The organism is Sphingomonas sp. S2M10 (assembly GCF_012650175.1).
In the GTDB taxonomy this organism is placed as follows: domain Bacteria; phylum Pseudomonadota; class Alphaproteobacteria; order Sphingomonadales; family Sphingomonadaceae; genus Sphingomonas.
The window spans coordinates 38,082-63,102 of the sequence record NZ_JAAILI010000080.1 but is presented as its reverse complement, the minus strand read 5'-3'; the positions used below and the strand labels follow the sequence as shown (position 1 = coordinate 63,102).

Below are 25,021 nucleotides of genomic sequence, written 5' to 3'. Positions count from 1 at the left end.
GCGAACGCACAGGCGAATGGATCCCCGCCTTCGCGGGGATGACGGCGGTGGTGGAGACGGGCCGTTCAGCGCCGCCGGTACGCATCTTCACTTCGCCACTCCCACGCGCTGAATCTCCCATTCCAGTTCGACGCCCGACTGCGCCTTCACGCGCGCGCGGACGTCTTCGCCCAGCGCCTCGATATCGGCGCTGGTCGCTTCCCCCAGGTTGAGGAGGAAGTTGCAATGCTTCTCGCTCACCTGCGCGTCGCCGCGACGCAGGCCCCGGCAGCCGGCCGCGTCGACCAGCGCCCAGGCCTTGTGCCCTTCCGGGTTCTTGAAGGTCGAGCCGCCGGTCTTCGAGCGCAGCGGCTGCGATTCCTCGCGCGCGGCGGCGATGCGGTCCATTTCGGCTTGGATGTCGTCCGAAGGCTTGGGGAAGCCGCGGAAGGTCGCACTGACCACGATCGCGCCCTCGGGCAGGCTGCTGTGGCGATAGGTGTAGCCGAGATCGGCATTGGCCAGCACCCGCCGCTCGCCGGAGCGGAGCACGACCTCGCACTCCACCAGAATGTCGCAGGTCTCGCGACCATAGGCGCCGCCGTTCATCCGCACGAAGCCGCCGACGGTGCCGGGAATCGAGCGCAGGAACTCCACGCCGCCAATGCCCCAGTCGCGCGCCTTGGACGATACGAGGATGCCCGAGGCGCCGCCGCCGCAGCGCAGGGTGGTGTCGTCAAGCTGTTCGACGCTCGCAAAGGCCTTGCCGAGGCGGATCACCACGCCCGGCACGCCGCCGTCGCGGACGATCATGTTCGAGCCGAGGCCGAGGCCCATCACCGGCGTGGCCGGATCAAGCGCGGCGAGGAAGCTGGCGAGGTCGTCGGCATCGGCCGGCTCGAACAGCCACTCCGCCGCACCGCCGCTCTTGAACCATACCAGCGGCGCAAGCGGGGCGTTGGGGGTGAGTTTTCCACGGACGGGAGGCAGCGTCACTTAAGCCCCTCCCCTTCAGGGGAGGGGTTGGGGTGGGGCAGTGTCTCGCAGAGACCAACAGAGGTTCTGGCATCCCTCCACCCCCAAACCCCTCCTCCCAGGAGGAGGGGCTTAAGAAGAAGAACCGCCAAGCTCACGCATCCCCCCGCGCAGCCGCGATCGCAGGAGCCAGGCCCGCCGCCCATTTGGTGATGTCGCCCGCGCCGAGGCATACCACCATGTCGCCCTCGCGCACCACGCCGCTCAGCGCATTCGCCAGCGCGGTCGCATCGGTCGTCGCCGCCACCGCGCGATGCCCGCGCCGCGAGACCTGCTCGACCAGCGCATCGGCATGGACGCCCTCGATCGGCGCCTCGCCCGCCGGATAGACGGGGGCCACATACACCATGTCGGCGTCGTTGAACGCCTGGGCGAACTCGTCCATCAGATTGCCCAGCCGCGAATAGCGGTGCGGCTGCACCACTGCGATCACCCGGCCGCGGGTGCTCTCGCGCGCCGCCGCCAGCACCGCGCGGATCTCCACCGGGTGATGCCCGTAATCGTCGATGATCGAAGCGCCCGCGACCTCGCCCACCTTGGTGAAGCGCCGCTTGACCCCGCCGAACTTCGCAAAGCCCTGCTGGATCGTCGCATCGGGAATGCCCAGCTCCAGCGCCACGCCGATCGCCGCCAGCGCGTTCTGGACATTGTGGCGGCCGGGCATCGGCAGCTCGATATTCTCGATCGAGCGAGTTGATCCGTCGCGGTGCCGGATGATCACCTCGAAGCGATTGCCCCCGGCATGCGGGGTGACGTTCACGCCGCGCACATCGGCGCTCGCCGCGAAGCCATAGGTCACGATCCGCCGGTCGCGGACGCGCGGGATGATCGCCTGCACTTCCGGATGGTCGAGGCACAGCAACGCCGCGCCGTAGAAGGGGACGTTCTCGACGAACTCGACGAACGCTGCCTTCACCCGGTCGAACGAGCCATAATGGTCGAGATGCTCGGGATCGATATTGGTGACGATCGCGAAGGTGCCGTCGAGCCGCAGGAAGCTGCCGTCGCTCTCATCGGCCTCGACGATCATCCAGTCGCCCTCGCCCAGCCGGGCGTTGGAGCCGTACTGGTTGATGATCCCGCCGTTGATCACGGTCGGGTCGACCCCGCCGGCATCGAGGAGTGCTGCGACCATCGAGGTGGTCGTCGTCTTGCCGTGGGTGCCCGCCACCGCGATGGTCGACTTCAGCCGCATCAGCTCGGCGAGCATCTCGGCGCGACGGACCACCGGGATGCGGTTCTGATAGGCGGCTTCCACCTCGGGATTGGTCCGCACGATCGCGGTGGAGACCACCACCACGGCCGCCTCGCCCAGATTCTCGGCGGCATGGCCGATCGTCACCGGGATTCCGCGGTCGCGCAGTCCCTGCACGACGTAGGAGTCCGCCACGTCCGAGCCCTGCACCTTGTAGCCGAGATTGTGCATCACCTCGGCAATGCCCGACATGCCGATGCCGCCGATGCCGACGAAGTGAATGGTACCGATGTCGGTGGCGACGCCCTTCATGCGTAAGCAGGCCTTCCGTTCTTGTTGGCTTTCTGCACCTTCCCCACGGGGGCTCGGGGTGCGTGGATCGATTCGACGAGGTCCGCCAGGTCGCGCACCGCATCGGGCCGTCCGACGCCGCGCGCGCGCGCTGCCGCATTCTCCAGCGCCTTGGTGTCGAGCCCCAGCTTCTGCATCTGCTTGGCGAGCTCGGGCGCGGTGAAGGCGCGCTGCGGGATGGTCCGCGCGCCGCCCGCCTCGGTGATCTCGCGGGCGTTGGCGGTCTGGTGATCGTCGGTGGCGCTGGGCAGCGGCACCAGGATCGCCGGACGCCCGGCGGCGGTCAGCTCGGCGATGGTCGAGGCCCCTGCCCGCGCGATCACCAGATGCGCCCAGGCGAGCCGCTCGGGCATGTCGGGCAGATAGGTCGCGACCTCGGCCGGAATCTCGTGTTCCTGATATTTGGCGCGGACCATCTCGATGTCCTCGATGCGCGCCTGGTGCGTCACCTGCAGCCGGCGGCGGAAATGCACCGGCAGCAGCGCGAGCCCGTCGGGGACCACCTGGCTGAGGATCGACGCGCCCTGGCTGCCGCCGGTCACCAGCACGCGGAACAGCCCGTCTTCCTCCAGCATCGGATAGGGCTTGGCGCGCAGCGCCAGCACCGCCTCGCGCACCGGATTGCCGGTGAGATGGGTCTTGGCTTCCCAGCCGGGCTTCATCCGCTCGACCTTGTCATAGGAGGTGGCGATCGCCGCCACCCGCCCGGCAACCAGCCGGTTGACCCGGCCCAGCACCGCGTTCTGCTCGTGGATCACGGTCGGAATGCGCGCGCTGAACGCCGCCGAGAGCGCCGGGAAGGCCGGATAGCCGCCGAAGCCGATCACCGCGGCGGGACGCAGCTGCTTGTACAGCTTCCGCGCCATCGCCCGCCCGGCCAGCATCTGCCGCGCTGCCTTCAGATACCCGATCGGCCCGCCACCCAGCCGCCCGGCGGGAAGCACATGCGTCTCGACGCCCTCGAACAGGCCGGGGAAGCGCACGCCGCGCTCGTCGCTGACCAGCGCCACCTGATGCCCGCGCCGTGCGAGCTCCACCGCCAAGGCAGCCGCGGGCACCATGTGCCCGCCGGTGCCACCGGCAGCGAGGACATAACTACGGCGTTCGGTCATGCGGCTTTGCTCCAGCGGCCGGTATAGGGGGAGCGCTTCAGATACGGGTTTCGTCGCGTGAAAGCGAGCAGCAGGCCATAGCCGATCGAAAGCGCGATCATCGACGAGCCGCCATAGCTGATGAACGGCAGCGTCATGCCCTTCGATGGCGCGATGCCGGTGTTCACCGCCATGTTGATCAGTGCCTGCACGCCGAACTGCGAGGCAAGCCCCGCGGCGGCGAGCAGCCGGAACGGATCCTCCTCGTCGAGCAGCTTCATCAGCACGCGCACGACGATGGCGAGATAGAGCAGCACGATCACCGCGCAGGCGATCAGCCCGAACTCCTCGCCGATCACCGAGAAGATATAGTCCGTATGCGCCTCGGGCAGGCGGAACTTGATCTGACCGCTGCCCGGCCCGGCGCCGAACAGCCCGCCGGCGGTCAGCGTGTCGTGCGCCATTTCCACCTGGTAGCGATCGGCGAGCGCGGCTTCCTTGGTGGGAAACAGGAAATTGTCGATGCGGGTGCGCGCGGTGCCGTAAAACAGATAGGCCGCGACCACCCCCGCCACCGCCATGCCGCCCAGGCTCGCGATCGCGGCGGGCGAGATGCCGGAGAGCATCAGCAGGATCACCCATATCGTGCCGAACAGGATGGTCTGGCCGAAATCGGGCTGGAGCATCAGCAGCACCGCGATCAGCGCAGTGATCGCGCCGGTGACGATCATCACCGGCAGCTCGGGATCCTTGGCCCGGAACGACAGGATCCAGGCGGTCGAGACGATGAACAGCGGCTTGAGGAACTCCGACGGCTGCAGGTCGGAAATGCCCAGGCTGATCCAACGCTTGGCGCCGTTCACCTCATGCCCGATGATCGGCAGCAGCACCATCAGCCCGAGGAACACCAGCGCGCCGGCAAGCGACAGCCGCCGCGCCGCAGCGACCGGCAGCATCGACACGATGATCAGCACCGGCACGCAGACGCACACCCACATCAGCTGGCGCCAGAAATAGTACATCGGCTGGACGATATGCGCGGCATCCGAATAGCGCCGCGCGGTCGCGGGCGAGGCGGCGGCCACCGCCACCAGCCCGATCGCGATCAGGAGCAACGGCAGGAACAGCAGCACGCGGTCCACTTCCCAGAACCACATGCCCGCGCGCGACTTGCTGGCGCGGCTCAATTGGTTGGAGATGCGCGGTAGGCCGCCCTTGTTCTCGTCCGCGTCTCCCGGCTGGCGGCTCACCCGAGCGACTCCACCGCGGCACGGAAGGCATCGCCGCGCGCCTCGAAATCGCGGAACTGGTCGAACGAGGCGCAGGCCGGGGAGAGCAGCACGGCATCGCCCGGCTGGGCGGCGGCAGCGGCGGCGCGGACGGCGGCGTCCAGCGTGCCGGATTGCTCGACGGGCATCTCGCCTTCGAGCAGCCGGGCGAACAGCGGTCCGGCTTCGCCGATGGTATAGGCACGAATGACATGGCCGAAGCCGGGGCGGCATGCCTCGAGGCTGTCGGTCTTGGCGACGCCGCCGAGGATCCAGTGGATGCGCGGGAATGCCGCGAGCGCGGGCGCGGTCGATTCCGGGTTGGTCGCCTTGCTGTCGTTGACGAACAGCACGCCGTTGCGGCTGGCGATCCGCTCCATGCGGTGCGGCAGGCCGGGGAAGCTCTCCAGCCCCCTGTCGATCGCGGCCCTGTCGATGCCCAGCGCCTCGCAGGCGGCGATCGCGGCGAGCGCATTCTGCGCGTTGTGCGGCCCCTGCAGCGCCGGCCAGTGTGACTGGTCCATGCACACGCCGGGGGCGATCTTGGTCACGTCCTCGCTGCGGCCGGAGAGCGCGACCTGCCGGGCGATGGTCGCCGAGGCGTCGTCGCCGAGGCCGATGATCGCGGCATGGCCCTTGCTCTGCATCGCGAACAGCCGCGCCTTGGAGGCGGCATAACCCTCGAAGCCCTCATAGCGGTCGAGATGGTCGGGGGTGATGTTGAGCAGCACCGCGACGTCGCAGTCGAGGCTTTGGGTAAGGTCGATCTGGTAGCTCGACAGCTCCAGCACATAGACGCCGCCCTCGGGGAGCGGCTCCTGCCCGAGGATCGGCAGGCCGATATTGCCGCCGAGCCGCGTGGGAATGCCCGCGGTCTCGATAATGTGGTGGATCAGCGCGGTGGTGGTCGACTTGCCGTTGGTGCCGGTGATGCCGACCACGCGATGCGCGGGGAGATCGGCCCGCGCCTGTGCGAACAGCTCGATGTCGCCGATCAACGGCACGCCGGCAGCACGGGCGTGCGCTGCGATCGGATGCCGGTTCAGCGGCACGCCGGGGGAGACGACCATGCCGGCATAGCCGGTGAGGTCGGAGTCCAGCGGGTCGGCAAGCACAAGATCCTCCCCGGAACGGGGAGGGGGACCAGCCGCAGGCTGGTGGAGGGGGGCCGCAGCAAGGGACGTCGCTTGTGGAGATTCCCCTCCACCACCGCCTGCGGCGGCGGTCCCCCTCCCCGTTCCGGGGAGGATCTGGAGCCGCGCCGCCTCGCTCGAATCCCACGCCAGCACCTCCGCCCCGCTGGCCAGCAGCGTACGCACGGTCGCCGCGCCCGAGCGTGCGAGCCCGAGCACCGCGAAGCGTTTGCCGCGCCAGGCGGGGCTGGTGATCACCGCAGCTTGAGCGTCGCCAGACCGGCCAGCGCCAGCACGAAGGCGATGATCCAGAAGCGGATCACCACCGTCGGCTCGGACCAGCCGAGCTGTTCGAAATGATGGTGGATCGGCGCCATGCGGAACACGCGCTTGCCGGTGCGCTTGAAGAAGAACACCTGGATGATGACGCTCAGCGCCTCCATCACGAACAGGCCGCCGATGATGCCGAGCACCAGCTCATGGTGGGTGGTGACGGCGATGGTGCCGATCGCCCCGCCCAGCGCGAGGCTGCCGGTATCGCCCATGAACACCGCCGCCGGCGGCGCATTGAACCACAGAAAGGCCAGCCCCGCCCCGATCATCGCGCCGCAGAAGATGGCGAGGTCGCCCGCCCCCGGCACGTGCGGAATGCCCAGATAGGTCGCGTAGATCTTGTTGCCCGCCAGGTAGGCGATCAGCATGAACGCCATGCTCGCGATCACCACCGGCATCGTCGCGAGGCCATCGAGCCCGTCGGTCAGGTTCACCGCATTGCCGAACGCCACGATCGTGAACGCCGCGAAGGCGATGTAGAAATAGCCGAGATCCGGATGCACCCAGCTGAGGAACGGCACGTAGAGCTGGGTATTGCCCTCGGAAAAGATGATGATCGCGCTCGCGATGCCGGCGATCAGGAACTCGCCGAGCAGCCGCACCTTGCCCGAGACGCCCGCAGTCTTCTGTTTCCGCACCTTGTCGTAATCGTCGAGGAAGCCGATCATGCCGAAGCCGAGCGTCACGAACATGCACGCCCAGACATAGGCGTTGCGCAGGTCCATCCAGATCAGCAGCGCCAGCGTGAGGCTGGTCAGGATCATCAGCCCGCCCATCGTCGGCGTGCCGCGCTTGGCGAGGTGGCTCTGCGGTCCGTCGGTGCGGATCGGCTGGCCCTTGCCCTGGCGCAGCCGCAGCCAGCCGATGAACCTCGGCCCGATCAGCAGCCCGATCAGCAGCGCGGTCGCCACCGCCCCGCCGGTGCGGAACGAGAGATACCGGAACAGATTGAGCACGCCGGGGAAGCCCAGCTGCTCCGCGATCAGATAGAGCATGTTTGCCTTTCCGCCAGCGCCGCGACGATCGTCGCCAGCCGCACGCCGTTCGACCCTTTGACGAGAACCGCATCGCCCGGCGCGAGCGTCGATTCGAGCTCGGCCTTCGCAGCTGCGGCATCGGCCACATGGACGAAATCCACCCGCCCCTCAAGCGCAGCGGCCAGTGGTGCCATCGCTTCGCCCACCAAAATGGCACGGCTCACCCGCGCCCCGGCGATCGGATCGGCGAGTTCGGCGTGGAGGCCATCGGAATGGGCGCCCAGCTCGCGCATCTCGCCCAGCACGGCGATGCGGCGGCCGGGCTCGGCGGCGAGCACCTTCAGCGTGGCGCGCATCGAGCTGGGATTGGCGTTGTAGCTTTCGTCGATCACCAGCGCGCTGCCGTCGCCCACCGGCACGGTCATCCGCGCGCCGCGCCCCGCGAGCCCGCCCAGATCGGCGAGCGCCAGGCCCGCGACTTCGAGGTCACCGCCCACCGCATCGACCGCGGCGAGGATGGCCATCGCGTTCGACACCCAATGCTCGCCCGGCTGGGAAAGGGTGAAGCTCAGCTCGCGGTCGCCGAAGCGCGCCATCACGAAGGTGCCGCCGCTGCGCGCGCGCATCGTCTCCACCGCGCGCACCCCGGCGCCCTCGCCCAGGCCGAAGGTGACGATCCTGGCGGCATGCGGCCGCGCGGCCGCGATCAGCCGGTCGCGATAGGGGCTGTCGAACGGCACGATCGCGGTGCCGCCGGGCTCCAGGCCCTGGAAGATCTCGCCCTTGGCGTCGGCGATCTTCTCGACGCTGTCGAAAAAGCCGAGATGTGCCGGCGCGATCGCGGTGACGATGGCGACATGCGGGCGCACCAATCGGGTCAGCTGCGCCAGCTCGCCGGCATGGTTCATGCCCATCTCGAACACGCCGAAGCGGGCGTCGCGCGGCATGCGGGCGAGGCTCAGCGGCACACCGGTATGGTTGTTGTAGCTCTTCACCGATCGGTGGGCGCAGCCCGGATCGCTCCGGTCGAGCGCGGCGAACAGCGCCTCCTTGGTGCCGGTCTTGCCGACCGAGCCGGTGACGCCGATGATCTTCGCCGAGGAGCGCTTGCGGGAGGCGGCGCCGAGCGCGTTCAGCGCGTCGGTGGTATCGGCGACGCGGACGCTGGGATGGTCGGTAGCATCGGACACCACGGCGCCGGCCGCACCCTGCGCAAAGGCCTGGTCGAGGAAGCGATGCCCGTCGGTGCTCTCGCCCTTGAGCGCGAGGAACAGGTCGCCGGGGCCGACTTCGCGGGAGTCGAAGGCGACGCCGGAAACGGCGAAGTCCGCCGAGGCGGTGCCGTGCGTGGCGGCGGCGATTTCTTCGGAGGTCCAAAGTGCGTTGGCCATCTTCACATCCTCCCCTGCAAGGGGAGTAGAAACGCATTCGAAATCTGCTGCCCTTCAGCGACCGATCCTCCCCCTTGACGGGGGAGGATAGCGTAGCTTGGCGCATTAGCGCCTAGCGAAGCTTGGAGAGGGTGAGCGGCTGCGCAGCAGCCGCGCGATTTGCGCCACGCAAATCGCCCCCCTCTCCCTCCCCCGCAAGGGGGGAGGGGCATAACGCAGCTGCGATCGCACTGCTTTGCAGGGGAGAGCCGAAGAAGCCCCCTCATGCCGCGCACTCCCGCGCCACGGCGACGTCGTCGAACGGCAGCACCATCTCGCCGACGATCTGCCCCTGTTCATGGCCCTTGCCGGCGACCAGCACGATATCGTGCGGCTCGGCCATCGCGATCGCCGCGCCGATCGCCGCGCGGCGGTCGCCGATCTCGGTCGCGTCCGGCGCGCCCTTCAGGATCGCACGGCGGATCTCGGCCGGGTCCTCGGTGCGCGGATTGTCGTCGGTGACGATCGCCACATCGGCGCCCGAAGCCGCCACCCGCCCCATCAGCTCGCGCTTGCCCGGATCGCGATCGCCGCCGGCGCCGAACACCAGGATCAGCCGACCCTCGGTATGCGGCTTCAGCGCCGCGATCGCCGCCTCCAGCGCATCGGGGGTATGCGCATAATCGACATAGACCGGCGCGCCATTGGCGGCGATCACCGCCCGCTCCAGCCGCCCGCGCACCGGCTGCAGCCGCGCGCAGTTCGCCAGCGTATCGCCCACGTCCCCGCCGGTCGCGATTACCAGCCCCGCGGCGGTCAGCGCATTGGCCGCCTGATAGGCACCGATCAGCGGCAGCCGCACGGTGTGGACCTTGTCCTCCGCCTCGATCTCCAGCGTCTGGCCGAGCAGCGAAGGCGTGCGGCCGACCAGCCGCAGCGTCTTGCCATGCTCGCCGACGGTGATCAGCCGGTTGCCGCGCATGCGCGCCAGATCCTCGACCTGCGGCGCATGGGGGTCGTCCGCCCACACCACCGCCGTGCCGTCCTCGGCCAGCACCTCGGCGAAGAGGCGCATCTTGGCGGTGAAATAGGTCGCCATGTCGCCATGATAGTCGAGATGATCGCGGCTGAGATTGGTGAATGCCGCCGCGCGCACCGGCAGCCCCTCGGTGCGATATTGCGCCAGCCCGTGCGACGAGGCCTCGAAGGCAACATGCGTCACCCCCTCGCGCGCCAGCCCGGCGACGTTGGAGAGGAAGGTGACGATGTCCGGCGTGGTCAGCCCGGTCGAGACGCGCTCGTCCGCCGTCGTCACCCCCAGCGTGCCGATCGAGGCGGCATGGAAGCCGGCCATCCGCCACAGCTGGCGGGTCATCTCGACGGTCGAGGTCTTGCCGTTGGTACCGGTCACCGCCGCCGTCACCGCCGGGAACGGCGCGAAGAATCGCGAGGCGAGGTTGGCGAAGCGTGCCCGGGCATTGGCATCGGCGATATGCACCGCGCCATCCACCCGCGCCTCGGGCCGCGCCACCACGGCGATCGCGCCGGCCTGCACCGCCGCCTCGATATAGTCCTCGCCGTTCACCCGCGCGCCCTCGAACGCGCCGAAGATCGTGCCCGGCGCCACCTTGCGATGGTCGATCGCGAAGCCGGTGACGACCGCGTCGTCCGCAGTGCCGATCAATGGTCCCAATTTCATTCGGCGGTCGCTTTCGGCTCCGGCGAGCGATCGACGAGCGGCAGCAGGTCGCTCTCGTCGATGTCGCGGGCATTGTCGGGCGCGATGCCCAGAAGGGCGCCGGTCCGCGCGATCAGGCGCGAGACGACTGGCGCGACGGTCCAGGCCGCGGTGGTCCGCGGCGTCGTGGCATTGGCCTTGGGCGAGTCGAGCATGGCGACCACCACATAACGCGGCGCGTCGATCGGGAAAGCCGCCGCGAAGGTGGAGACGTTGCGGTGCTTGTCATAGCCGCCCTCGCTCGCCGCCTCGGCGGTGCCGGTCTTGCCCGCCACGCGGTAGCCCGGCGCATCGCCCTTGCGGCCGGTGCCCTTGAGCACGATCAGCCGCAGCAGCTGGCGCATCCGCGCGCTGGTCGCTTCCTGCAGCACCCGGCGCCCCTGCACCGGATGCTCGGCATCCACCTTCATCAGCGTCGCGGGGTGCCACATGCCGCCATTGACCAGCGCGGCATAGGCGGCGGCGAGGTGCAGCGGCGTCACCGCGATGCCGTGCCCATAGGCGGTGGTCATCACCGTGATCCGCCCCCAGTTCGCCGGCCAGAGCGGACGCACCGCACCGATCTCGATGCTCGGCCGCTGGTCGAAGCCGAGGCGGCGGAACATGTCCTGCATCTTCTCCGCGCCCAGCTCGTCTGCGATCCGCGCGGTGGCGATGTTGGACGAATAGATCAGCGTCTCGGGGATGTTGAGCCAGCGAAACTGCTCGTCGCCCGGATCGTCATGGATGGTGAAGCGGCCGACCTTCATCGGCACGGTGGCGTCGAACCGCCGCGACATCGAAGTGATCGTGCCCGAATCGATCGCGGCGGCCACCGCGATCGGCTTGAAGGTGGAGCCCAGCTCGTAGACGCTCTGGGTCACGTTATTGCGCGGCGGCGGGCCGCCCAGCTGGTTGGGGTTGAAGCTCGGCAGCGAGGTCATCGCGACGACTTCGCCGGTATGCACGTCGAGCACCACCGCAGCGGCGCCGCGCGCCTGCAGATCGGTCATCGCGCGACCCAGCTCGCTTTCCAGCGCCGCCTGCACGCGCGCGTCGAGCGACAGCGTCACCGGCTTGCCGCGCCGCGCCGGATCGGTCAGCCGCGCCTCCAGCACCTTCTCCATGCCGGTGACGCCGCGCCCCTTGTCGTCGAGATAGCCGAGCACATGCGCGGCCATGTCCGACTGCGGATAGAGCCGGTCGGTCTCGCGCTGGAACTCGATCGCCGGCTCGCCCAGCGCGTTGACCTGATTGACCAGTTCGGGAAGCGCGCGGCGCTTGAGGAAGGCGAAGCTGCCGCCGCCATGGAGCAGCGCATAATATTGCGCCTGGCTGCGCTCGGGCATCAGCTCGGCCAGCTTCTGCGCCAGCGCCGCCTTGTCGCCGATCACCTGGTTGGGGTGGATCGCGATCGTCCAGGCATCGATGCTGCGGGCGAGCGGCGTACCATTGCGATCGACGATGTCCCCGCGCGCGGGCACCAGCGCGTCGGACAGGTCGCGCGGGCTCGCCGGCCCGGCCGACAAGGCGAGAAAGGCCAGCTTGCCGAGGATCGCCAGCACGCCCGCCCCGAACAGGATCGAGAGGATCATCAGCCGCAGTTGCGCGACGGCGACGAGCGCCTCGCGCCCGCCGCCCGAACCGCGCGCCCGCGCCGGGGGGGCGACGACGACGATCATCGCTGCGCCGTTTGCTCGCGCTTCGCCACCCGGCGCAGATCGCTGATCGTCGCGGCGCTGAGCAGCGGCCGATCCGGCTGGGCCAGTCGCGCCTTGTCGATCTTGCGGATCAGCCGGTCGAGATCCTGCACGGGCTTGGCATCCGCCTGTGCCACGCGCACGACGGTGGAAGGCGCCGGCTTGGCAGGCGCCAGCGACGCGGTCGCCACCGGCTTCGACGCCACCGCCTTGACTGGCGCCGCCGAGGCGGTCGCGACGGGCTGTGCGGCCGCCGCCGTCTCTACCGGACGCTGGCCGGTCGGGATCACGAGCGCAGCGGTTTCCACCTTGGCGTCGCCCGGCACGGCCGCCGCCGGCTGGTCGAGCGCCGCCAGCCCGCTGGCGCTGGCGAGATATTGCTGCGGCTGCGGCGCGTTCATCGCCAGCACGTCGCCGTTCCAGCGCTCGATCTGCGCCATGTTCGCGCGGGTGTCGAACTCGGTTTCCAGGCCACGGATGTCCTTGTGCGCCTGGACGATGGCGGAGTCCATCGCGCGCAGCTTCGCCCGTTCCGCCGCACCGTGCGACGTCACCATGTAGCAGGTCGGCGCGACGATGACGCCGCACAGGAACCAGCCAAGCCCCCTGAAGCCATGCACTGCCATCACACCTTGTCCTCACCCGACCACGGCGCCGCCCCGGTCCGCCGCGCGGCGCGCAGCGTGGCCGATCGGGCGCGTGGGTTACGCACCAACTCCGCCTCGCCCGGGCGCACGGCCTTGGCGGGCGTCTCGAAACTCGGTTCCGCCCGCGGACCCACCGCCGGGCGATGCCGCGACCCCGCCGGCGTGCTGCCGCTGCGTTCGCGGAAGAAGCGCTTGACCAGCCGGTCCTCCAGGCTGTGGAAGCTCACCACCACCAGCCGCCCGCCGGGCTTGAGCACGCGCTCGGCGGCGACCAGCACGTCGGTCAGTTCGTCCAGCTCGCGGTTGATGTGGATGCGCACCGCCTGGAAGGTCCGCGTCGCGGGATCCTTCTTGTCGTGCGGGCGATGGCCGAGCGCGCGGCGCACCACCGCCGCCAGCTCGGACGTGCGGGTCAGCGGCCGCGCCTCGACGATGAACTTGGCCACGCGCCGCGCACGCGGTTCCTCGCCGAAGTGGAACAGCACATCGGCGATCTCGCCCTCGTCGGCGCTGTTGAGCCAGTCGGCCGCACTCATCCCCTCGCCCGCCATCCGCATGTCGAGCGGCCCGTCCTGCTGGAACGAGAAGCCGCGCTCGGCCTGGTCGAGCTGCATCGAGGAGACGCCGATATCGAGCACCACGCCGTCCACGGGCGCCAGCCCGCGTGCGTCCAGCTCTTCGGCCAGACGGCTGAACGGCGCATGGATCAGCGTGAGCTTGCCGTCGCTCTCCGCGACCAGCCGCGCGCCATTGGCGATCGCGGTCGGGTCGCGGTCGAACGCCGCAACCTTCGCACCGGCGCCGAGCATGGCGCGCGTATAGCCGCCGGCGCCGAAGGTGCCGTCGACATGGGTTTCGCCGGGCGCAATCGCGAGCGCGTCCAGCACCTCGTCGAGCAGCACGGGGATATGGGGCGCGTCGGTCACATCGCCCCCTTTTGCTGCATCAGGTACAGGCAGATTTCCTTGAGTTCGGGATCGGCGGTTTCGCTCGCGAGCAGCTCGTCGGGCGCCCAGATGTCGAACGTGTCGCCGCTGCCGACGAAGAAGGCCCATTTCTGGATCTTGGCCTTGGCGCGGAAGAAGGGCGGCAGCACGAACCGCCCGCTGTCGTCGTACGGCGCCTTTTCGACGAGACCGAAGGCGCGGCGCTTGGGGCGCACGCTGGGCTGCTCGCCCCGATCGAGCGCCTGCTGGTCCAGCTTGTCGATGCGGTCATACTTGGTCCGCGACCAGCCGGTATCGTGCGCGGAGAGGCACGGATCCTCCGCATGCACGCCGACAACGATCTGGCGGACCTCCGAATTGCGCTCGGCGGCAGCGCGCAGGTCTGCGGGTATGGCGACGCGACCTTTCTGGTCGACCGCCTGGAGCGCAAATCCTTCGAAGAGCTCCCTGTCTGCCACGCCAAACCCCAAGCCGGGCACGACTCTCCCGCCGCCGGAATCGCGCGGATCGCGTTCCAGCTGGTGATGTTCGGGAGAAAGGGTTCGTGCCCCCCTTTAGTGTGCCCTTTTAATCACATTATAGCGCGGGAGACAACGGGACAGTTGGGGATAGCGCGGGAATTTCAGCCACTCATCGCCACCACCTGGCGCTTTTCTTGGAATGAACCTGTTTTGTTCTACATTCACCCCTGCCGATGCGGTTGCGGAGACGGTTAATCGCTGAAGGATGGCCCCAGCCGGCCTGCGACGCGCCGCAGCCCCGCCGCAGGTCGAAGCGCGCAAGGACTGCTCGCAAGATACTAAGATAGCAGCTTTTTTACCACATACACGCGAACGGCGGCATGGCCCGCCCCGTGGCATCCCGCAACGGTGGGGCAATTTCCCCGGCGCTCCCCGCAGCGTGATTCCGGTGGGACCATCTCCCCGATCGCGCCCGAGTCCCGGGGTTACTTGCCGGCGGCGTCCTGCTGATGCGCCTGTTCGCGCGCCTGCGCGGCGGCGGCGGGATCGTCGGTGCTGGGCGCGACGCCCAGCTCGGCAAGCGGCTCGTCATGGGTGCGATCCGCCGCGGCATTGTCGATGCCGGTCAGGTTGGCGACGACCGCGGCGTTGGAAGCCCCCGCCGCGCTTACCGGCGCTTCGCGGTTCGCCGAGGAAAAGATCGCGAAGGACAGCACCATCAACAGGATGACAGCCGCGAGTCCGGTCATGCCGACGCGGATGCGCTGCATGGCCTGGGCGTGGTCCTGGTGCGAGCCGATTTTCATGACTGTGGCATAAATGTAACGCACAAGCGCACGCTTGTCGAGCGAAGCCTCGACGTGCCGATCACGCTACCGGTGCCGCAAGCCCCTTCGCTTCCAGCCACGCCGGATTGTACAGCGTGGAGAGATAGCGGAAGCCGGTGTCGCACAGGATCGTCGCCACCCGCTTGCCCGGCCCCAGGGCACGGGCCAGCCGCACCGCGCCGGCGACGTTGATGCCCGAGGACAGGCCGAGGCACAGCCCCTCCTCCTTGAGCAGCCGCCGCACCCAGGCCATGCCCTCCGCGTCGGAGATGCGGAACTGGGTGTCGATCGGCGCGCCTTCGAGGTTGCCGGTGATCCGCCCCTGGCCGATCCCCTCGGCAACCGACGAGCCCTTGGACCGCAGCTCGCCACAGGCATAATATTCGTAGAGCGCCGCGCCATGCGGGTCGCTGAGCGCGATGGTCACCGTCTCGTCCTTGGCCTTCAATCCCAGCCCCACGCCCGCGATCGTGCCGCCGGTGCCCGCCGCGCAGGTGAAGCCGTCGATCCGGCCCTCCATCTGCGTCCAGATCTCCTCGGCGGTGCCGCAGATATGCGCCTTGCGGTTGGCGATATTGTCGAACTGGTTCGCCCAGATCGCGTTGGGCGTCTCCTCGGCGATCCGGCGGCTGGTATGAACGAAATGGCCGGGGTTCGAATAGGGCGCGGCCGGCACCAGCACCAGCTCGGCGCCGAGCGCGCGCAGCGTGTCCATCTTCTCGCGCGACTGGGTCTCGGGCATCACGATGATCGTGCGATAGCCCTTGGCATTGGCGACCAGCGCGAGGCCGATACCCGTGTTCCCCGCCGTGCCCTCGACGATCGTGCCGCCGGGCGCGAGCAGGCCGCGCTCCTCGGCATCGTTGACGATGTAGAGCGCCGCGCGGTCCTTCACCGAGGCGCCGGGATTGGCGAATTCGCACTTGGCGAAGATGTCGCAGCCGGTTTCGTCGCTGGGACCCTTCAGGCGGACGAGCGGGGTGTTGCCGATCAGCGCGAGCGTGTTCTGGGAAACGTGCATGGGCGCTAGATAGGAGGGCGCCCCCGCCGCACGCAAGCAACGCAATCTATTGGCCGACCCCGGCCTGCTTCAGATGCGGCCCCAGCCGCCCGCCGATCCACAGGAAGAACATCCGATAGTCCGAGAGGAGCGACCAGAGCGGATAGGTGAAGGTGGCGGGCCGGTTGCGCTCCACCCCGAAATGCGCGCCCCAGGCGAAGCCATAGCCGGCGAGCGGGATGGCGATCAGCCACCAGGCGTTCAGCAACAGGCCGGCGGCGAGCGCGGCGAAGGTCAGCGCGGTGCCGACATAATGCAGCCGGCGCGTTGCCGGCTTGGCATGCTCGCGCAGATAATGGGGCCAGAAGTCCCGGTAGCGGGTGATCGTGCGTACCATGGGCGCAGGATACGCCGTTTCCATCCGGGCGGAAAGCCGCACGATGCGGGAATCGCGTCCGGCGCTTTCCGCCCACTAGCGGAGGCACGTCATGCTGCTAGTCTGTCGCCATGAGACGCCCCCTAGCCCTCTTGATCGCCATAACCGCAGGCGGACTTCTAGCGTTGCTTTGCGAGCACTTAACCTCCGCTCCGCCGGAGGTTGGCGCAGGCCTTGCGGGTGTTTTAACGGTGGGCTTCTACGATCTAGCGCGACGCCGCTTGCGATGGGAAGCGTGAGACCAATAACGCCCCAGTATCCGACATACCGAATACGGCGTAAAGCACCGGTTATGTTCGGCTGGTTACGAAAATGGCTCGTGGGAACGTCGCCTCTGGCGGTGTGGATGGTCGATTTGGCTGGTGAGGACATCGTGACTAGCGATGGTCAGGGTGATGAACGAAGGTTGGCCATTCGTGATTTGCGTCGGGTTGTGGTGGCCACAGATGATAGTGGCCCTTGGGGCGCTGATGTAGTTTTCCTGCTGTACTCAGATCACTCTGATCCCGCTGCTATCTTCCCTCTCGAGGCGGCTGGTCGAGACAGGTTCGTCGATTGGCTAGTCGTCCAGCCAGGCTACCGAGACCGTGAGCTTGCCAGAGCGATGAGCTCTACGCAGGTCGCAAGCTTTGAGGTCTTGGTTGTCGAGCCGAACGGCAGCTAACCACCACTTCCCGCCCCGCGCCACCCGGTCTACCCCCAACCCCATGCCCGAACGCAAGCACAGCTTCCCGCACGTCGTCGCGCCCGACACCCGCGTCCTCGTCCTAGGCTCGCTGCCCGGCGAGCGGTCGCTGGCGGCGGCGCGCTATTATGCGCATCCGCAGAACCAGTTCTGGCAGCTGATCTCCCCCGCCGCCGGGCGCGACCTCGTGCCGCTGCCCTATGACGAGCGCCTCGCCGCGCTGCGTGCCGCGCGCATCGGGCTGTGGGACGTCGTCGCCAGCGCCACCCGCCCCGGCAGCACCGACGCCGCGCTGCGCGACATCGAGCCGCACGACATCGCCGCGCTCGCCGCCACGCTGCCGCAGCTGCGCGCAATCGCCTTCAACGGCGCCACGGCGTCCCGCCACGGCCTGCGCAACCTGGGCGCAGCGGCGGCGCGTTACACCATCCTCAACCTGCCGTCCTCCAGTCCGCTGCACACCGTCGGCCTTGCCGCGAAGGCGCCGAAATGGGCGGAACTCTCCATCTTCGCTGGGGCGATGGGCGATGATACTGATTAGCAGTAGCGTACATAATCGCGAGTGTCTCGCAACCCGCTGAGAGTCAGTAGCAATACGGAGTGGTGGCCGACACGGCCGAGGCATAGCCCTTTTTGCCAAGAGCTTAGCCATGCTGAACCGCCGTAGCGCCCTTTTCCGCCCCAGCGGCCAGGCCCCTAGCGCGGCGGCAGCGGACGCGCCGCCCTATCGCTTTCTCGAACTGCTCGCGGTCAGCGCCAGCGATCTGCTCCAGGCCGAGGACCTCGCGCCCGCGCTCGACCGCATCTTCGGTCTGATCCGCAGCGAAGTCGAGCTCGACGTCTTCTTCCATTACGCGTTCGATGGCGAGGGCCTCGATCTCAGCGCCTGGGCCGGTATCACGCCCGACGAGATCGCCGACAGGCAGCATGTGCCGCTCGGCATCGCGATCTGCGGCGGCGTGGCGGAGAGCCTGCAGCCGATGATCGCCCGCGATATCCAGCAGTCCGACGATCCCCGGCTCGCCTATGCGCGCGGCATGGGGCTGGACGCCTGTTTCTGCACGCCGCTGCTTCACAAGGACGTGCTGCTGGGCACGCTCGCCTTCGGCCGCCGCGGCCGCGGCGGCTTCACCGAGACCGAACTGCAGTTCCTCCAGACGCTGGCGAGCTATGTCACGCTGGCCAAGCATCGCATCGGCGTCGATCGGGAGTTGCGCGCCCGGCTGCAGGAGCGGGATCGCATGCTTGCCGAGCGGGTGACGATCGAGCGTCAGATGCTCGAGCTCACCCGCGCCAGCGCGCTCGGCTCGATCGCCGCGACGGTGGCGCACGAACTGAACCAGCCCCTGTCGGCCGCAGCCAACTACATGGCGGCGATCCGGCTATCGCCGGACAGCGACGAACGCACGCGCGACCTCACCACCGCCGCCGAACAGCAGTTGCAGCGCGCCGGCGAGATCATCCGCCGCATTCGCCGCATGGTGCGGCACGACGATCTGGTAATGGAGAACCGCTCGGTCGCGACCAGCATCGAGGAGGCGCTGCACCTCGTCCGTGCCGCCGCGCCGCTGCTGCTGCCGCCGGTGACGATCCGTGTCGCGCCAGAGGCCCAGTGCGCCCGGTTCGACAATGTCCAGATCGTCCAGGTCCTCGCCAACCTGCTGCGCAATGCCGGCGAGGCCTGCCAGCACCATGGCGGAGCGGCTATTCTCGTGACCGCGGAGAAGCAGGACCCCGCCGAAGTCACCATCCGGGTGATCGACAACGGCCCGGGCGTGGCGCCGGAACAGCGCGACATCCTCTTCCATCCCGGGCTCGGCAACGGTCGCTGCGACACGGGCAGCGGGCTCGGCCTGGGCCTCGCCATTTCCCTCCACCTGATCGAGGGGCATGACGGCCGCATCTGGGCCGAGGAGACACCCGGCGGCGGCGCCACCTTCGCGTTCACGATACCGGCGGCGACCGTCCTGCCCTAGCGCGGCGCGCGTCGCGGGGTGCCGCCGAACTCAATGCGGCGCCAACCCCATCTCGACCCCGGTCTTGTCGTGCAGCGCGAAGCGATCGACCAAGTCGGCGCTGGCGCGGTTATACCCGACCACGTCCACCGCCCGCCCCTCGCGGCGCAGTCTCGCGACGATCTTGTCGAGCGCGCCCACGCCCGAAATGTCCCAGAAGTGCGCCGCCGACACGTCGATCCGCACCGCGGGGGCGCGTTCCTCCACCTGGAAGGCGCGGGTGAAGCGATCGACGGAGGCGAAGAAGATCTCGCCGCTCACCCAGTAGATCGCGCGTGCGCCATCGTCGGAAAGGCTGCGTTCCACCGCGAACAGGCGCTGCACCTTGCCCGCGAAGAAGATGCCGGAGAGCAGGACGCCCGCCAGCACGCCCAGCGACAGATCGCGCGTGGCGACCACGACGATCACCGTCGTCAGCATCACGACGGACGACGGCAGCGGATGGCGGCGCAGATTGGGGATGGAATTCCAGCTGAACGTGCCGATCGACACCATGATCATCACCGCGACCAGCGCGGGCATCGGCACGCGCCCCACATAGGGCCCCAGCACGGCGAGCAGAAACAGCAGGAACGCCCCCGCGACGAAGGTCGACAGTCGCCCACGCCCGCCCGAGGTGACGTTGATGACCGACTGGCCGATCATCGCGCAGCCGCCCATGCCGCCGAACAGCGCGGCCACGATGTTCGCGCCGCCCTGGCCGGCGCACTCCACGCGCTTGTCGCTGTCGCTATCGGTCATGTCGTCGACGATTTGGGCGGTGAGCAGCGATTCCAGCAGCCCTACCGCCGCCATGGTCAGCGCATAGGGGAAGAGGATGCGCAGCGTCTCCAGGGTGAGCGGCACGTGCGGCAGCGCGAGGCTCGGCAGCCCCTCCGGCAGCTTCCCCATGTCGCCCACCATCTGAACCGGCGGCGCCGCGCTCAGGCTGATCGCGCTCAGCACCAGAATCGCGACCAGCGGTGAGGGCACCGCGGTGGTGATGCGCGGAAGCCCGTAGATGATGGCAAGTCCGGCGGCCACCATTGCATAGGTCTCCCAGCCGACTCCGATCAGTTGCGGCAGCTGCGCCAGGAAGATGAGGATCGCCAGCGCGTTGACGAACCCGGTGATGACCGAGCGCGAGACGAACTGCATGACAAGGTCGAGCCGCAGCAGTCCGGCGGCGATCTGGATCACGCCCATCAGGATGGTCGCGGCGAAGAGATACTCGACGCCGTGCTCGCGAACCAGCGGACCGACGACGACGGCGACCGCTGCCGTCGCGGCCGAGATCATGCCGGGCCTGCCGCCGATCAGCGCGATCGTCATCGCGATCGCGACCGAGGCGTACAGCCCGACGCGGGGATCGACCCCGGAGATCAGCGAGAAGCCGATCGCCTCGGGGATCAGGGCCAAGGCGACGACGATGCCGGCGAGGATGTCGCGGCGGGCGGCGGTACCGCCCGTGAACCACTGACGGCGGTATGCAGCAAAATGGAAGGTCATTGATGTTCCACAACAAGGCACCTGGCGCGGAGGCGCGCTTTGGAAGCTGGTGCGTGTTGTTGTCCGGCGGATCGGCGGCCGGAATAGCCACCCGGAATTGCACCGGGTCCATGCGAATGGCAGGCCCCTACGCGCTTTGTCGCGCGCAGGCAAGCCGCGGGGCCGGATGTCGCCGGCCCGCGCGCGACCGGCGCCGACGCTCAGTCCGCGCTGCTGTTGTTGCCCCCGTCATAGGGCACGGCGAGCGCCTCGTTATACATTTCGCGGTGGATCTGCTGGACGGTCATCCCATGCGCGCAGCCCTTGAGCAGCGTCGCGCCGATCCGCACCTCGGCGGCAAGCGTGGCGCCCTCGGCGCAGGCGGCGGGGCGCAGCGTGATCGTCACCGCGGTGCCCTCGGGGGTCTCGGTCGGATAGGTCGCCACGCCCGCGGCCAGTCGCGGCGAGACCGGGTAGAAGGGCATCTCCTTGGCGCCCTCCTGCTGGAACTGGATGCGGCCCGGCGCCAGGTCCAGCGCCCAGTCGCGTCCCGCGATCGGGCGGATCTGCAGCGGGGTGGAAAGGTCCACGCCGCCCAGCATCGGCCCCGGTGCTACCGCGGCATTGGCCGGATCCTCGGCGACATTCTCCGTCGTCGCGCCGCCGCACGCCGCGAGCAGCGCCGGCGCCACCAGGGCCGCGCCCCGTTTCCAGCAGATCCTCGGCTTCATGCACACTCTCCTCGGCCGTCCTCCTTCGCCCAGCTGCGCGCTTCGGGTCAAGCACGGTAAACGCCCCCTTTCCGTTCGCCTCTGCAACCTCCACGACTGTCGCGCATGTCTGGTTCCGCGCAGGATTGCGTCTGCTCCGTTGCGCCGCACCATTTCGTGTGACTCTATACCCCCTTTTCGCTTGACGATGATTACCGCCTAAGGAAAAGCACCTCACGCTATGAAAAACCCCTCCCCGATCGCATTTTCCGCCGCGGCGCTGCTTTCGCTCGCCGCTTGCAACAACAAGCCCGAAGTGGTCGACAGCCGCGCTCCGGATCCCATGGCTTCGCAGCTTGCGAACGCCGCGCCGGTGGAAACCCCGCCGTCGATCGAGAGCTCGGTGAGCTTCCGCTGCCAGCCGGGCAACACCCTGCTGTTCGTCGACTTCTTCTCCGGCGGCAAGATGGCCGCGCTGCGCGAGAAGAAGGATTCGATGAAGTCCACGCTGCTCAACGCGCCGGAAGCGGGCCAGCCCTTCACCGCCGAAGGCGGCTACAAGATCGACGGCAACGCCAAGGCTGCCAAGATCACGCTGGCCGACGGCTCGGTCCACACTTGCAAGGCGTAAGCCTGCTTTCCGTTACGAAAACAAAGCCCGGCGGGTATTTCCGCCGGGCTTTTTTCATGCCAGCTTGGCGCAGGAGGTGATGCGCGTGGCGACGATTGCGGTGTACAGCCTGAAGGGCGGCGTCGGGAAAACCACCCTGGCGATCAACCTCGCCTGGGCCTCGGCGATGCGCTCGGCCCGCCGCACGCTGCTGTGGGACCTCGATCCGCAGGCCGCCTCCACCTTCCTGCTCGGCGGGGACGAGGCCGGGCGCCATCCCGCGCAGGCGATCTTTTCCAAGGACATCGCCGCCGAGAAGCTGATCCGCACCACCGCCGTGGATCGGCTGGCGCTGCTGCCCGCGGACACTTCGCTGCGCACGCTGGACCACCTGTTCCACGCGCTCGACAAGAAGAAGCGGCTGAGCAGGCTGCTGGACGACCTCTCCGAAGATTTCGATCGCATCCTGCTCGATTGCCCGCCCGGCCTCACCGAGACGAGCGAGCAGGTGATGCGCGCGGCGGACCTGATCGTCGTGCCCGTCGTCCCCTCGCCGCTGTCGCAGCGCGCCTTTGCCGAGGTCGCCGCGCACCTTGCGCAGCGCGGCGCCCGCGTGCCGCTGATGCCGGTGCACGCGATGGTCGATCGCCGCCGCAAGCTGCACGTGGAGGCGCTGGAACGCCACCCCGACTGGCCGGTGATCCCGATGGCCAGCATCGTCGAATCCGTCGCGGTACGGCGGGCGCCGGTCGGTGCCTTCGCTCCCCGCAGCGCGGGCGCGCGCGCCTTCAACGATCTGTGGCAAGCGATCGAGCGCGCGCTTGCCGAGCGCCATCGCTGATGGTGGCGCATCGCCGCCAGCCGCCCAAGGAACTCGATCCCGCACTGATCCTGCGCGCCTATGCCATGGGCGTCTTTCCGATGGCCGATGCGCGCGACGCAGGCTCGGTCTATTGGGTGGAGCCCAAGCTGCGCGGCGTGCTGCCGCTCGACGGCTTCCACCTCTCCCGGTCGCTGCGCAAGGTGGTGCTGTCGGATCGCTTCCGCGTTACCGTGAACCGCGATTTCCCCGCGATGATCCGGCTCTGCGCGGAGTCCGCGCAGGACCGGCCGGACACGTGGATCAACGGCGTGATCGAACGCGCCTTCATCCAGCTGCACCACCGCGGCCATGCCCATTCGATCGAATGCTGGGACGGGGATCGGCTTGCCGGCGGGCTCTATGGATTGGCGCTGGGCCGCGCCTTTTTCGGGGAATCCATGGTCACCCGCGTCCGCGATGCCTCGAAGGTGGCGCTCGTCCATCTTGTCGCGCGGCTGCAGGCGGGTGGCTTCCGCCTGCTCGACTGCCAGTTCATCACCGATCACCTCGCCTCGCTGGGCGCGATCGAGATCCCGCGCGACGACTATGTCGCGTTGCTTGCCGCGGCGCTGGGCGATTCCACCGGGTCCACCGGGGCGACTGCATTGCCGTCCTCGGCCTCGGGCGATCTCTTCGCGCTCGATGCGCCGGGCGAGGAGGCCGGGACCGTATCCGGCCCGCTCTCGCGGAAGGTCATCGCGCAGCTCTTGGGCCAGACGTCGTAGATCGGCTGCTGGACGACGTTTAGCGCCGGCTGTTCCTTGTAGAGCCAGCCGGAAAAGACGCGGTGCCAGCGCCGGTCCTCGCGGCGCACGTCCATCTGCACGAAGGCGCCGGTCAGCCGGTCCTGCTCCCAGGGAGCCGTGCGTTCGCAGGCGCGCAGGCGGACGGTCACCTGCCCGTCGATGCGGGCTGCCTGGCCGGGCTTGAGGGTGATCTCGCGCTCCACGCCGTTGCGCTTGTTGAGCACGCCCAGCACCGCGACGCGCTCGCGCATCGGGGTCGCCGCAGCGTCGACGGTGGCGGCATCCGGACCGACGGAGACGGTATCGACACCCTGCGCCTCGTTGGCGCCGGTGATCACCAGCTCGTCCCCGGCATTGTCGCCGCCGGCAGCGTTGCCGCCCCCGCTACCCGAACAACCGGCCAGCGCGAGCGCGAGCAGCGCCGCCGCAGCCCTCATGCGTCGGGCGTCCACGCCTCGTAATCGCCGGTGGCCTTCACGCGGCGCGCGCCCTTTTCGAGCGCACCCGGCGGACGATAGGCCAGTTCGGTGCCGGTCAGGTTCGGCTCGGCGGGCTTTTCCCACACCCGCACCGGCGGCAGCGATTCGTCGGGCGCGCCGTCGATCTGGTGGTGCAGCCAGCTGAACCATTCCGGCGGAATGCGGCTGGCGTCGTTGGACCCCTTGTAGATCACCCAGCGGCGCGGAATGCCGTTGGGATCGCGCCCGCCCTCGAAATAGAGGTTACCGAGCGAGTCCTCGCCGATGCGCTTCTTGCCGCGCAGTCCCATGCGAGTGCCGAACGTGGCGCCGTTCCACCAGGTGAAGATCGGAAAAGGAAGTCCCATGGCCGTGCCCGATACCGCCAAGCGCGTCGCTCGGCAACTGTTCCGATGCGGGCAGCGAAAATGCCGCCCGGCGCCCGCCGCTCAGAGCGGCCGTTCGACCGCGACCGCCAAGGGGCCCTTCTCGCCATCGACGATGCGCGCGCGCAGCGGCTGGCCGGGCTCCACCTCCTCCACCGCGGCGCGGCGAAGCGTCTCCATATGGACGAAGACATCGGCGGTATCGCTGGTGCGCACCAGAAAGCCGTAGCCCTTCAGGCGGTTGAACCATTTGACCGACACCGGTTCGAACGGCCCGGCCTCGCCGATCAGCTTCAGCCGCTCCACCCGCTCGGTCGGACGCTTCACCGGCTCCACGGCGGTGGTGAGGTCGATCGACAGGACGGACTTTGCCTGCAGCCCCCGCTGCCGCTGCACCGCCACGCACTCGATCCGCGCCCCTTCCGGAACGCTGCGCCGGCCATGGTCCTGCAGGACCGAGAAATGGATCAGAATATCGCCGACGCTAGGATCGTCCGCGACCAGAAATCCGAAACCACGCGTCACATCGAACCATTTGATGACGCCACGATACAGCCGTTCGTCCATGGCGGAATCGCCGTCGAACCGAGCCTCACCTTCGGACGCGATCGGATA

At 68.7% G+C, this 25,021-nt stretch carries 24 protein-coding genes, 1 pseudogene and 1 other annotated feature; of the genes and pseudogenes, 5 read left to right on the top strand and 20 right to left on the bottom strand.

All coding sequences use genetic code 11. The annotated features are described in order from the left end of the window. Positions 1-87: 87 nt before the first annotated feature. From murB to S2M10_RS20130, 15 genes are all read right to left on the bottom strand, one after another. Positions 88-969, bottom strand: coding sequence for a UDP-N-acetylmuramate dehydrogenase (gene murB, locus S2M10_RS20200; protein WP_168847792.1), 882 nt, complete (start codon positions 967-969; stop codon positions 88-90). Positions 970-1,108: 139 nt separating this feature from the next. Beyond that, on the bottom strand, positions 1,109-2,521 hold the full coding sequence (gene murC / locus S2M10_RS20195; RefSeq protein WP_168847672.1) for a UDP-N-acetylmuramate--L-alanine ligase: 1,413 nt from the start codon (positions 2,519-2,521) through the stop codon (positions 1,109-1,111). Then, positions 2,518-3,672: an undecaprenyldiphospho-muramoylpentapeptide beta-N-acetylglucosaminyltransferase gene (gene murG, locus S2M10_RS20190; protein ID WP_168847671.1), complete on the bottom strand. Its 1,155-nt coding sequence runs from the start codon at positions 3,670-3,672 to the stop codon at positions 2,518-2,520. The genes murC and murG overlap by 4 nt, the downstream gene beginning before the upstream one ends. Continuing rightward, entirely contained in the window at positions 3,669-4,901 is a 1,233-nt protein-coding gene (locus S2M10_RS20185) for a putative peptidoglycan glycosyltransferase FtsW (protein WP_348770644.1), read from the bottom strand. Before S2M10_RS20185 ends, murG begins: the two co-directional genes overlap by 4 nt. Then, positions 4,898-6,310, bottom strand: coding sequence for a UDP-N-acetylmuramoyl-L-alanine--D-glutamate ligase (gene murD / locus S2M10_RS20180; protein WP_168847670.1), 1,413 nt, complete (start codon positions 6,308-6,310; stop codon positions 4,898-4,900). Before murD ends, S2M10_RS20185 begins: the two co-directional genes overlap by 4 nt. Beyond that, entirely contained in the window at positions 6,307-7,380 is a 1,074-nt protein-coding gene (mraY, locus tag S2M10_RS20175; protein WP_168847669.1) for a phospho-N-acetylmuramoyl-pentapeptide-transferase, read from the bottom strand. The genes murD and mraY overlap by 4 nt, the downstream gene beginning before the upstream one ends. Beyond that, positions 7,368-8,753, bottom strand: coding sequence for a UDP-N-acetylmuramoyl-tripeptide--D-alanyl-D-alanine ligase (gene murF / locus S2M10_RS20170; protein ID WP_168847668.1), 1,386 nt, complete (start codon positions 8,751-8,753; stop codon positions 7,368-7,370). The genes mraY and murF overlap by 13 nt, the downstream gene beginning before the upstream one ends. Before the next feature lie 262 nt (positions 8,754-9,015). Beyond that, complete coding sequence (locus tag S2M10_RS20165; protein ID WP_168847667.1) at positions 9,016-10,431, bottom strand: UDP-N-acetylmuramoyl-L-alanyl-D-glutamate--2,6-diaminopimelate ligase; 1,416 nt, start codon at positions 10,429-10,431, stop codon at positions 9,016-9,018. Then, positions 10,428-12,131: a penicillin-binding protein 2 gene (locus S2M10_RS20160; protein ID WP_168847666.1), complete on the bottom strand. Its 1,704-nt coding sequence runs from the start codon at positions 12,129-12,131 to the stop codon at positions 10,428-10,430. Before S2M10_RS20160 ends, S2M10_RS20165 begins: the two co-directional genes overlap by 4 nt. Next, on the bottom strand, positions 12,128-12,775 hold the full coding sequence (locus S2M10_RS20155) for a hypothetical protein (protein ID WP_168847665.1): 648 nt from the start codon (positions 12,773-12,775) through the stop codon (positions 12,128-12,130). The genes S2M10_RS20160 and S2M10_RS20155 overlap by 4 nt, the downstream gene beginning before the upstream one ends. Continuing rightward, a complete protein-coding gene (rsmH, locus tag S2M10_RS20150) occupies positions 12,775-13,722 on the bottom strand; it encodes a 16S rRNA (cytosine(1402)-N(4))-methyltransferase RsmH (RefSeq protein ID WP_168847664.1) in 948 nt (315 codons plus the stop codon). The genes S2M10_RS20155 and rsmH overlap by 1 nt, the downstream gene beginning before the upstream one ends. Further along, positions 13,719-14,201, bottom strand: a complete 483-nt coding sequence (locus S2M10_RS20145; protein WP_168847663.1) for a division/cell wall cluster transcriptional repressor MraZ — start codon at positions 14,199-14,201, stop codon at positions 13,719-13,721. Before S2M10_RS20145 ends, rsmH begins: the two co-directional genes overlap by 4 nt. 488 nt (positions 14,202-14,689) lie before the next feature. Beyond that, positions 14,690-15,010 (bottom strand): hypothetical protein, encoded by a 321-nt coding sequence (locus S2M10_RS20140; protein WP_247650930.1) that lies wholly within the window; start codon positions 15,008-15,010, stop codon positions 14,690-14,692. Between the two features lie 61 nt (positions 15,011-15,071). After that, positions 15,072-16,052: a cysteine synthase A gene (locus S2M10_RS20135; protein ID WP_168847662.1), complete on the bottom strand. Its 981-nt coding sequence runs from the start codon at positions 16,050-16,052 to the stop codon at positions 15,072-15,074. A 46-nt stretch (positions 16,053-16,098) separates the two neighbouring features. Then, a complete protein-coding gene (locus S2M10_RS20130; protein WP_168847661.1) occupies positions 16,099-16,428 on the bottom strand; it encodes a DUF962 domain-containing protein in 330 nt (109 codons plus the stop codon). Positions 16,429-17,174: 746 nt separating this feature from the next. On the opposite strand from S2M10_RS20130, the gene S2M10_RS20125 reads away from it, so the two are divergent. Both S2M10_RS20125 and S2M10_RS20120 read left to right on the top strand, forming a co-directional pair. Next, a complete protein-coding gene (locus tag S2M10_RS20125) occupies positions 17,175-17,693 on the top strand; it encodes a DNA-deoxyinosine glycosylase (RefSeq protein WP_168847660.1) in 519 nt (172 codons plus the stop codon). Between the two features lie 109 nt (positions 17,694-17,802). Further along, positions 17,803-19,128, top strand: coding sequence for an ATP-binding protein (locus tag S2M10_RS20120; protein WP_168847659.1), 1,326 nt, complete (start codon positions 17,803-17,805; stop codon positions 19,126-19,128). Between the two features lie 30 nt (positions 19,129-19,158). Here S2M10_RS20120 and S2M10_RS20115 read toward each other — a convergent pair whose 3' ends face one another. Both S2M10_RS20115 and S2M10_RS20110 read right to left on the bottom strand, forming a co-directional pair. Next, positions 19,159-20,655: a SulP family inorganic anion transporter gene (locus S2M10_RS20115; RefSeq protein WP_168847658.1), complete on the bottom strand. Its 1,497-nt coding sequence runs from the start codon at positions 20,653-20,655 to the stop codon at positions 19,159-19,161. Positions 20,656-20,712: 57 nt separating this feature from the next. Further along, positions 20,713-20,768 (bottom strand) — a sequence feature (sul1 is cis-regulatory element that is thought to sense ions involved in sulfur or methionine metabolism; They are found in Alphaproteobacteria). A gap of 87 nt (positions 20,769-20,855) precedes the next feature. Further along, entirely contained in the window at positions 20,856-21,365 is a 510-nt protein-coding gene (locus tag S2M10_RS20110; protein ID WP_168847657.1) for a hypothetical protein, read from the bottom strand. Positions 21,366-21,585: 220 nt separating this feature from the next. Here S2M10_RS20110 and S2M10_RS20105 point away from each other — a divergent pair, with 220 nt between their 5' ends. From S2M10_RS20105 to aat, 3 genes are all read left to right on the top strand, one after another. Next, positions 21,586-21,975 carry a hypothetical protein gene (locus tag S2M10_RS20105; protein WP_168847656.1) on the top strand — a complete coding sequence of 130 codons (390 nt, stop codon included), beginning with the start codon at positions 21,586-21,588 and terminating at the stop codon, positions 21,973-21,975. Positions 21,976-22,054: 79 nt separating this feature from the next. Further along, on the top strand, positions 22,055-22,795 hold the full coding sequence (locus S2M10_RS20100; protein WP_168847655.1) for a ParA family protein: 741 nt from the start codon (positions 22,055-22,057) through the stop codon (positions 22,793-22,795). Then, positions 22,795-23,541, top strand: a complete 747-nt coding sequence (aat, locus tag S2M10_RS22835; protein ID WP_168847654.1) for a leucyl/phenylalanyl-tRNA--protein transferase — start codon at positions 22,795-22,797, stop codon at positions 23,539-23,541. The genes S2M10_RS20100 and aat overlap by 1 nt, the downstream gene beginning before the upstream one ends. On the opposite strand, the pseudogene S2M10_RS22830 reads toward aat, so the two are convergent. From S2M10_RS22830 to S2M10_RS20080, 3 genes and pseudogenes are all read right to left on the bottom strand, one after another. Then, positions 23,475-23,813 (bottom strand): annotated as a pseudogene (locus tag S2M10_RS22830) (DUF2155 domain-containing protein); the annotation flags it as partial. The gene aat and the pseudogene S2M10_RS22830 overlap by 67 nt on opposite strands. Before the next feature lie 182 nt (positions 23,814-23,995). Then, positions 23,996-24,388 (bottom strand): NADH:ubiquinone oxidoreductase subunit NDUFA12, encoded by a 393-nt coding sequence (locus tag S2M10_RS20085; RefSeq protein WP_168847653.1) that lies wholly within the window; start codon positions 24,386-24,388, stop codon positions 23,996-23,998. 81 nt (positions 24,389-24,469) lie between these two features. Next, on the bottom strand, positions 24,470-24,973 hold the full coding sequence (locus tag S2M10_RS20080; protein ID WP_247650929.1) for a cold shock protein: 504 nt from the start codon (positions 24,971-24,973) through the stop codon (positions 24,470-24,472). Positions 24,974-25,021: the final 48 nt, after the last annotated feature.